At 71.1% G+C, this 7,947-nt stretch carries 9 protein-coding genes; 6 read left to right on the forward strand and 3 right to left on the reverse strand.

Annotated features, from left to right (window positions below; genetic code table 11):
* Positions 1-22: 22 nt before the first annotated feature.
* Positions 23-1,558, reverse strand: coding sequence for an FAD/NAD(P)-binding oxidoreductase (locus tag ABFC67_RS15285; protein ID WP_346738893.1), 1,536 nt, complete (start codon positions 1,556-1,558; stop codon positions 23-25).
* Between the two features lie 479 nt (positions 1,559-2,037).
* On the opposite strand from ABFC67_RS15285, the gene ABFC67_RS15290 reads away from it, so the two are divergent.
* The 5 genes from ABFC67_RS15290 to ABFC67_RS15310 all read left to right on the forward strand — a co-directional run bounded on the left by ABFC67_RS15290 (position 2,038) and on the right by ABFC67_RS15310 (position 5,001).
* Complete coding sequence (locus tag ABFC67_RS15290) at positions 2,038-2,304, forward strand: DksA/TraR family C4-type zinc finger protein (protein WP_346738894.1); 267 nt, start codon at positions 2,038-2,040, stop codon at positions 2,302-2,304.
* Positions 2,305-2,538: 234 nt separating this feature from the next.
* On the forward strand, positions 2,539-3,627 hold the full coding sequence (locus ABFC67_RS15295) for a DUF5694 domain-containing protein (RefSeq protein ID WP_346738895.1): 1,089 nt from the start codon (positions 2,539-2,541) through the stop codon (positions 3,625-3,627).
* Positions 3,628-3,799: 172 nt separating this feature from the next.
* The gene (locus tag ABFC67_RS15300) at positions 3,800-4,063 is read left to right on the forward strand and encodes a hypothetical protein (protein WP_346738896.1); all 264 of its coding nucleotides are present in this window, start codon (positions 3,800-3,802) and stop codon (positions 4,061-4,063) included.
* Between the two features lie 77 nt (positions 4,064-4,140).
* Complete coding sequence (locus ABFC67_RS15305; RefSeq protein ID WP_346738897.1) at positions 4,141-4,458, forward strand: hypothetical protein; 318 nt, start codon at positions 4,141-4,143, stop codon at positions 4,456-4,458.
* Between the two features lie 159 nt (positions 4,459-4,617).
* Positions 4,618-5,001, forward strand: coding sequence for a cupin domain-containing protein (locus tag ABFC67_RS15310; RefSeq protein WP_346738898.1), 384 nt, complete (start codon positions 4,618-4,620; stop codon positions 4,999-5,001).
* A 120-nt stretch (positions 5,002-5,121) separates the two neighbouring features.
* On the opposite strand, the gene ABFC67_RS15315 is transcribed toward ABFC67_RS15310, so the two are convergent.
* Positions 5,122-5,640: an HdeD family acid-resistance protein gene (locus tag ABFC67_RS15315; RefSeq protein ID WP_346738899.1), complete on the reverse strand. Its 519-nt coding sequence runs from the start codon at positions 5,638-5,640 to the stop codon at positions 5,122-5,124.
* 436 nt (positions 5,641-6,076) lie between these two features.
* Here ABFC67_RS15315 and ABFC67_RS15320 point away from each other — a divergent pair, with 436 nt between their 5' ends.
* Complete coding sequence (locus tag ABFC67_RS15320; RefSeq protein ID WP_346738900.1) at positions 6,077-7,480, forward strand: aminotransferase class V-fold PLP-dependent enzyme; 1,404 nt, start codon at positions 6,077-6,079, stop codon at positions 7,478-7,480.
* Positions 7,481-7,546: 66 nt separating this feature from the next.
* Here the strand turns inward: ABFC67_RS15320 and ABFC67_RS15325 are convergent.
* On the reverse strand, positions 7,547-7,947 hold a 401-nt coding region (locus ABFC67_RS15325), incomplete at its 5' end, for a nicotinamide mononucleotide transporter family protein (protein WP_346738901.1).

Raw genomic sequence — 7,947 nt, forward strand, 5'->3', positions numbered from 1 at the left:
GGCCCGGGGCCGCGGCGAGCTTTCACGCCTCGAACATGTCGCGATAGATGCCGCGCGCCCACTCCAGGGTGGCCTGGCCTCTGGCCGCATCGCGTTTCTCGAAGGTCCTGGTGTCCTTGGAGAAACCGGTGATCTCGTCCTTCGCCGCGTCGTAGTCGTAACCGGCATCGACGCTGATGGCCTCCATCGGCGCCGCGTTGACCATGGAATAGCAGATGGTCCGCGGGGCGGCCCAGACCGGCTCCTTGCCCTGCGCGCGCGCCGCCAGCATCCTGGCCACGTGGTGGCCCTCGGTGTTGGAGGTGTTGGCGCTCTTGGAGTAGGGCTGCGGGCGCGAATCGCCGGTCACGTACACGCGGAGGTCGCCGGCGACATTGTAGAAGCGCGTATCGACGTTGGCTTCCTTCTGATTGCTCTTGCTCGGCGGCGCCATCAACCCGAGTTTCTCGATGAGCGTCGAGGCGCGCACGTTGGCGTAGATCGCTGCGTCGTCGAAGGGGATGGCATCGAACTCGGTGTGGACGAGTTTCTTGCCGACATCCACGCCGGTGACGGGCGAGGACGGCCTCCACTCGATGATGTCCTTGTAGAGCTCGTCGAAGGCGGCGTGGAAGCCGGCCTGCTTGATGGTGATCTCGGGGTTGGCATCCAGCACCAGCACCTTGCCCTTGAGCTTGTTCCGCTTGATGACCGAAGCGATCATGCAGGCCCGCTCGTAGGGCGCCGGCAGGCAGCGGTAGTTGCCGGAAGGCACGGTCTGCAGGAACACGCCGCCCTCGAATTCCCGCACCTTGCGGTGGATGGAAACGTGCTCGGTGGGCGACACGAAGCCGCCCGGGTAGGTCTGGCGCAGGGCCGCGACCGCCTCGGGATCCTTCACCCCGATCTTCTCGTAGTCGTAGGAGATGCCCGGCGCGAGCACGAGGAAGTCGTAGTCGATCTCGCCTTCGCTGGTAATGAGCTTGCGGCCCGCGCGATCGAGCCCGGTGACGGTGGCGTTGAAGTAGATGTAGTCGTTGTTTTTCGCCGCGTCCAGGAAGCTGTGGTCGGCGAGGAATTCCAGATTGATCAGCCCCGCGTACCACAGGTTGCTGGAAAAGCAGGACGAGTACATGTCGCGCTTTTCCACCAGCACCACGTCGAATTTCGGGTACTCCCGCTTTGCGTACTTGGCGATGGTGAGGCCGGAAGTCCCGCCGCCGACCACCACCAGGCGCGGCCCCTTGGCCTTGGGCAGGGAAGCCTTCGCGCCGGAGGCGACCGCGGCGGATCCGGACGGGCCGGCGATGGCCGCGCCGGTCGCACCCGCGGCGGCGCCGACCGTCCCTGCGGCCAGTGCCGCGCCGCCCAGTTTCAGGAAATTGCGCCTGCTCTGATCGTGGTTCACTGGATGTCCTCCCTCGTGGCTGACAGAAGCGGGCGTTGCCCGGTGCGCGCGACCCGAATCGCGGCGGCCGAGGCGACGGGGCGGCTCCGGCGGCCCGGGCCGAACGATTTCTCCACGAGCGGAGTCGCCCTTGCCGCCGACTTGTCCGAAGCTTGCCGAACGATACCGCATTCCGGTTTTGACCGGATCGGAATGACGGTGGCCGCGGTCTTCGCCGTTTCGCTGGCGGGATTCGCGAGGATCGGCCGGCGCACGCGCTGCTTCCCGCCGTGGCGGCTCGGCTGCAGGTTGGTGAAGTGAATCGCGCTCTCGTCGCGAGGCTGCTTTGCTCGCCCGACCCGTGCGCGGAGCCGATGGGCAAGCTTCCGCCCGGAGACCGCCGCGTCCTGGACGCCGCGCTCCCGCCGATCCGCGCGGCGCGCGTGGGCCGGGCCGGGAGCGTCGGTTCGGTTTGTGGAAGGCCTGGTCATCGCCCTGGTGCTGAAGGCTCTGCTCGACCTGGATTTGCACGGGGGCCGAGGCTCGTGCGCGGGCGCGCGCGGCGGGCGAGGCGGGAAGGCAAGGCAGCACGCCCGCGTTCGTTTGGCGCAAACGACCGCGCAACCCGCGCTGCGCTATCTTTGGCAACCCCGCCAATGCAGGAGACCGCCATGGCCACCGGCTGGGCCGGCGACGGCGCCGTGCAGGACCAGATCGACGCGACCGTGAACGACGCGATCGCGCGCGCACGCAGCAAGCTCGCGCGCGGTCCGAGCCTGTCGCACTGCGAGGAATGCGACGCCCCAATCCCGGAGGCGCGGCGCAAGGCCGTGCCCGGCGTGCGCCTGTGCGTGCGCTGCCAGGAAGCGGCCGACAAGGCGGACGTGGTGCACAGCGGCTACAACCGCCGCGGCAGCAAGGACAGCCAGTTGCGCTGAATGGGGCCGGCGCCGAAGTGCGCGCCACGGCGCGCGGCGCCGGTTCGCATTCCTCGATCCGTTTTCGTCCACGCGTCGGCGTGGAGCCGCCGCGTGGCCCGCAATCGGGCGGACGACAGGCCGCACCGGCGTGCGCGGGAGGGTGGGTCACAGTGACTTTCGGCCGGAGCCGCGGAAGGGACGGCCTACTAGTATCAGGTTCGTCATAGTGGCGCGACTGCCCCAGGAGGATCCGTGAACGCCCATGCCCGAACCGTCCGCCCCGACGGCACGCGCCGCTGCCGCACGCGGCTGATCGCCGTTGCCCTGCTTGTTGCGCAGGCGACGTTGCTGCCGGCGTGGGGCCGCGCTGCGGAAGCGATGATTGTCGGCACCCCGCACCTCGGCCAGTTGCGGCCGGCGCCGAGCGCGGAACAGCGCCAGCTCGTGATCGACCGTCTGGCGAAGTTCGCGCCCACCCTGGTTTGCGTCGAGGCCATGCCCGGCGACCGCGTGAAGCCGTTCGTCGCCGACCCGGGCCGCTACGGCGAGTTGCTCGGCACCTTCGCCATGGACGCGGTGCGGCTGGCGCCCGAGCAGCAGGTGCGCTGGTCGGTCGATGCGGACGCGGCGCTGCGCGCCGCGCGCGAGCTGGAGCGCCGGCCGGGCGAACTCGACCTGCCGGCGCGCGGCCGGTTGATCGGGCTGCAACTGGCCGGCTACGAGCCCTGGTCGGCGCTGCTGAACTGGAGTTACCTCAACGATGCCCAGCAGGCCGAGGCGGGAGAGGGCCTTGGCCGCCAGGCCGTCGAGCGCCTGCGCACACTGTCGGCGTCCGCCAACGAGATCGTTTCGTTGGCGATTCCGCTGGCCAGGCGGCAGGGGCACCGGCGCCTGTGCATGGTGGATAGCTTCGCCGACGAGCTTGCGGTGCAGCCGCTGGAGGAGGATCTGCTGCCGATCCTCCAGGACGCGGCCGTCGCGCGCGGGATCGAGGCGTTCAATGCTCGGCAAGCGGCGCACTGGCATGCCGACCGCAACGACGGCCTGTCGGTGCTGATGCGCTGGGTCAATTCCGACGAATTCGCCGTGCTGGATCGCCGTGCGCAGTGGGACGTCTTCGACGGCGCCGCCATCGCGCACGACGCCGGAAAACGCCGGCTGGCGCTCTGGCACGCACGCAACGCCGACATCGCGGCCTATCTGTACCGCGCACTCGCCAGCGACGAAGGCGCGCGCACGGTGCTGCTGATCGGCGCCTCGCACCGACCTTTCATCGAGCGGGCGCTGCGGGCGCAGCCGTGGATCGAGGTGCGGCCCGCCGCGGAGCGGCTCGCGCCGTGAATGACGCCGGGGCGCGGGACGCTTTCCGTCTGCGCCCCGGCCCGCCGATCCCGGCCGGGGCGCGCGAACCGGCAGGACCTGCGCTGCGTCGTTGGGCGCGCGCGCCGGCCGCGACGGGCTGCTGTCCGCCCTGCGCGCGCCGCTGTCGCAGCGGGGCGAGGACGCCGGCGCGGTGATCGACCTGCGGGCGGCGCAGGGCGAACGCGGCACGGTCGCCAGCGCATCGCTGCGCTACTTCGGCTGCGTGATCGGCGGCAGCCATCCGGTGGCGCTCGCCGCCGGCCTGCTCACGTCGGCGTGGGACCGGAGCGCGGGCATCCATGCGGCCTCGCCGCTGCTGGCGGCGGTGGCGGAGGAGGTCGCCGGCGAATGGCTGCCGGAATTGTTCGACCCGCCGCGCGCATCGGACGGTTGCGCTGCGCCTCCGTTTCCTTGACATGCCGCAATGCGACGCGCGCCCGCGAAGGCATATTCGCCGCAGCGGCATCCGCCGCCCGCGCGGAGAATCCTTTCATGGCTGGCCTGGCAGACAATGGAACACGCGGCGAGATGGCCGAGACGGTTCGCGTCGCGGCCGACAAACTGACCCGGGACTTGTCGAGAACGGCGCGCGAGGCGCAGGCGGCGGCCGCCGAGTTCGCTTCGAAGGTCCAATACTCGACGGGCGAGCTGGGCGAGCGGACGCGCGAGTTCGGCGAGCGCGCCATCAGGCGCGTGCGCAACGCCACCGACGACGTGCGGGAAAACATGCGCGAGCATCCCGTCGCCTGGATCGCCGCGGCAGTGGGCGCTGCGGCAATGATCGGGCTCCTGCTGGCGCGCAGGCGCTGAAGCCTGCGGGCGTCGCGCCGGCTCGCGCCTGCCGTGGCGCACCGCGCATGCCGCAGCGACCGCCTGTCGGCCGGTCCACCGATCGCCGACCCTGACCCCGATCAATACCGCCCTTGCCCGCGTCCGCACGATGGAGTCCCGTGCGACGAGAGGCGTGTCATGGCGGCTTACGCTGGCAGCATCAGGAAACTCGCGAAGAACAACGGCGATTTCCGCCGCGAGATCGTCACCAACAAGCACAGCCAGGTGGTGCTGATGTGCCTGCGGCCCGGCGAGGACATCGGCGAGGAAACCCACGCCGACGTCGATCAGGTGCTGATCCTGGTTGAGGGCGAGGGCGCGGCGGTGCTGGACGGAGGTCGTCGCGAGGTGGAGAAAGGATCGATGGTGGTCGTGCCCGCAGGCACGCGCCACAACCTGATCAACACCGGCGACGAGCCCCTGCATCTGTATACGATCTACGCGCCGCCGCAGCATGCGCCGGGCACGGTGCACGCGACGCGGGCAGAGGCGATGGCCGCCGAAGCGGCGCATGAGGCGTAGACGCGCGCACGAAGACGGTGCGAACGGCAGTCGGGCGCATGACGTCCGCTTCGCGCGGTTTTCCGGGGCTTGCCGTGCCTGGCGTCGCCGCGCGGCGCGACCGCCGCGCGGCGGTCGCGATCAAAGGGTGGCGTGTCCCGACTCCGCCCCGAGGCGTCTCAGGGCCAGGCCGAACGCGATCGCGGTCGCGCCCTGGAAGGCGAGGTCCAGGACCAGGATCATGCCGAGCAGCCACAGCGTGTTCTGCGGCCAGCCGGCGATGAAGACGACGCCGACGACGGCGGAAATCACGCCCGACGCAGCGATCCAGCCCCAGCCGCGAAGCGGGCGCAGCGAGGTGCTCCACCAGGCGCGCATGATGCCGGAGGCGATCAGCGCGAACGCGAGCAGCAGGGTGAGCGTCGCGGCGGCCAGCAACGGATTGGCGAATGCGAAGATGCCGGCGGCGCCGTACAGCAGGCCGGCCAGCAGCCAGGCGACGACCCCGCCCCAGTGGCGTACCTGGAAGGCGTGCGCGATCTGCGCCAGCGCCCCGACCAGCATCAGGATGCCGACCATGTACACCGACGCCACGGTTGCGGCGTACAGGTTCATGCCCGCCACCACGGCGAGGACCAGCAGCACGACGCCGAGTGCCACGTACCATCCCCATTGCGCACGCATGCTGCGCTCGGCCGCTTCCGGGGGAAATCCTGCGATTGTCCTGGCCATCTGAGCCACCTGTCGATGAAGCACGCCGCAAGATCGGCGATGCGCGTTCGGCACGCTATGGCCCGTATCGCGGCGCAATGTTGATGTGTATCAAGGGCGGGGCCGGAGCGGGCTCGTTCCGTCGTGCGCGTTACGGAAACTTCACGCTGCGGGAAAACAAAGCACGCGAAACCCGGATCGGCGTGCGCTTGCCGCGATGCGCCCGGCCTTGCCCGGCACGCCGCTGAAGTTGGCATGGGTTGAGCGCTTGCAGGCTCGCTTTGGTGCGGCAGGGCGGCGCTCGGGCCCGATGCCGGGGCGCGCTGTACCGCCGGTTCGACCCCGCTGCATACTTGGCGGGACTTCGACCCAGGGACTCGCCGCCATGCTGACCGGGACATTCGATCCCCTGCTCGAGCGGGCCCGCGCCCATGCTTCCGAGTACCTGCGCCATCTGCCCGAACGGCACGTCGGCGCGCGCGCCGGCCGCGACGAGCTGCTGTCCGCCCTGCGCGCGCCGCTGTCGCAGCGGGGCGAGGACGGCGGCGCGGTGATCGACCTGCTGGCGGCGCAGGGCGAACGCGGCACGGTCGCCAGCGCATCGCCGCGCTACTTCGGCTTCGTGATCGGCGGCAGCCATCCGGTGGCGCTCGCCGCCGACCTGCTCACCTCGGCGTGGGACCAGAACGCGGGCATCCATGCGACCTCGCCGCTTGCGGCGGTGGTGGAGGAGGTCGCCGGCGAATGGCTGCTGGAATTGTTCGACCTGCCGCGCGCGTCGGGCGTCGGCTTCGTCACCGGTTGCCAGATGGCGAACTTCACCTGCCTCGCCGCCGCGCGTCACGGCGTGCTGCGCCGCGTCGGCTGGGACGTCGAGGCGGACGGACTCAGCGGCGCGCCGCGCGTCAACATCGTCGTTTCCGCCGAATCGCACGTCACCATCGACGTGGCGATGCGCTATCTCGGCCTCGGCACGCGCGCGCTGCGGCGCGTGGAAGCGGATGCGCAGGGGCGGATGCGTCCCGAGCGGCTGCGCGAAGTACTGGCGGCGTTCGACGGGCCGACGATCGTCTGCGCGCAGGCCGGCAACGTGAACACCGGCGCGTTCGACCCGCTGCGCGAGATCGGCGGCATCGCCCACGACGCCGGCGCGTGGCTGCACGTCGACGGCGCCTTCGGTCTGTGGGCGCGCGCCAGCCGCACGCACAAGGCGCTGGCCGACGGCGTCGAGCTGGCCGATTCCTGGGCCACCGACGCGCACAAGTGGCTGAACGTGCCCTACGACTGCGGCGTCGCCATCGTCCGCCACGCCGAGGACCACCGTGCGGCGATGACGTCCGCCGCCGCCTACCTGATCCAGACCGGCGGCGCCGAGCGCGACGCCGTCGACTGGGTACCGGAGTTCTCGCGGCGCGCCCGCGGCGTGCCGGTCTACGCCACGCTGCGCACGCTCGGGCGCGAAGGCGTCGAGGCGCTGGTGGACCGCTGCTGCGCCCGCGCGCGCCAGATCGCGGGCATCCTCGCCGCCGAAGCCGGCGTGCGCGTGCTCAACGACGTGGTGCTGAACCAGGTGCTGGTGCGCTTCGGCGACGACGACGCGATCACGCGCGATGTCGTCACCGGCGTCCAGCGCGACGGCACCTGCTGGCTGAGCGGCACCACCTGGCACGGCATGGCCGCGATGCGCGTCTCGGTGTCGAACTGGGCGACCTCGGAAGACGACGCGGCGCGCAGCGCGGCGGCGATCGTGCGGGTGTTCCGCGCGCTGCGCGGGGATCGGCCCGCGTGAGCACGGCCACGTCCCGATCCGTGGCCATCTTCCTTTGCGCCGCCGGAAGAACATCCGGCGGCGGCATCAGGCGCCGGCCCGCATCGCCTCCGGCTCAGCGTGGCGGACGGCCTGCCGCCAACTGCGCAGTCCGACGATCGCCAGCACGATGAACCCCGCGTACAGCACCGACGTGATCAGCAGCGCCTTGTAGACGTATTCGCCGATGTAGACCACGTCGACCGCGATCCACAGCCACCACGCGGCGATGTGGCGGCGGCCCTGCCACCATTGGGCGACCAGGCTGAAGGCGGTGAGCGCGGCGTCCAGCCAGGGCAGGGCGGCGTCGGTCCAGCGGTGCATGGCGAAGCCGAGCGCCAGCGCGCCGAGCAGGCCGAGCGCGACGTGCGCGGCGGCCTGCCGGGCCGGCAGCGGTGCCACCTCGACGCGGCCGTCGTCGCCCAGGTGGCGCAGCCAGCGATGCCAGC

Origin of the sequence: Mizugakiibacter sp., from assembly GCF_039680435.1 — a bacterium.
In the GTDB taxonomy this organism is placed as follows: Bacteria; Pseudomonadota; Gammaproteobacteria; order Xanthomonadales; family Rhodanobacteraceae; genus Mizugakiibacter.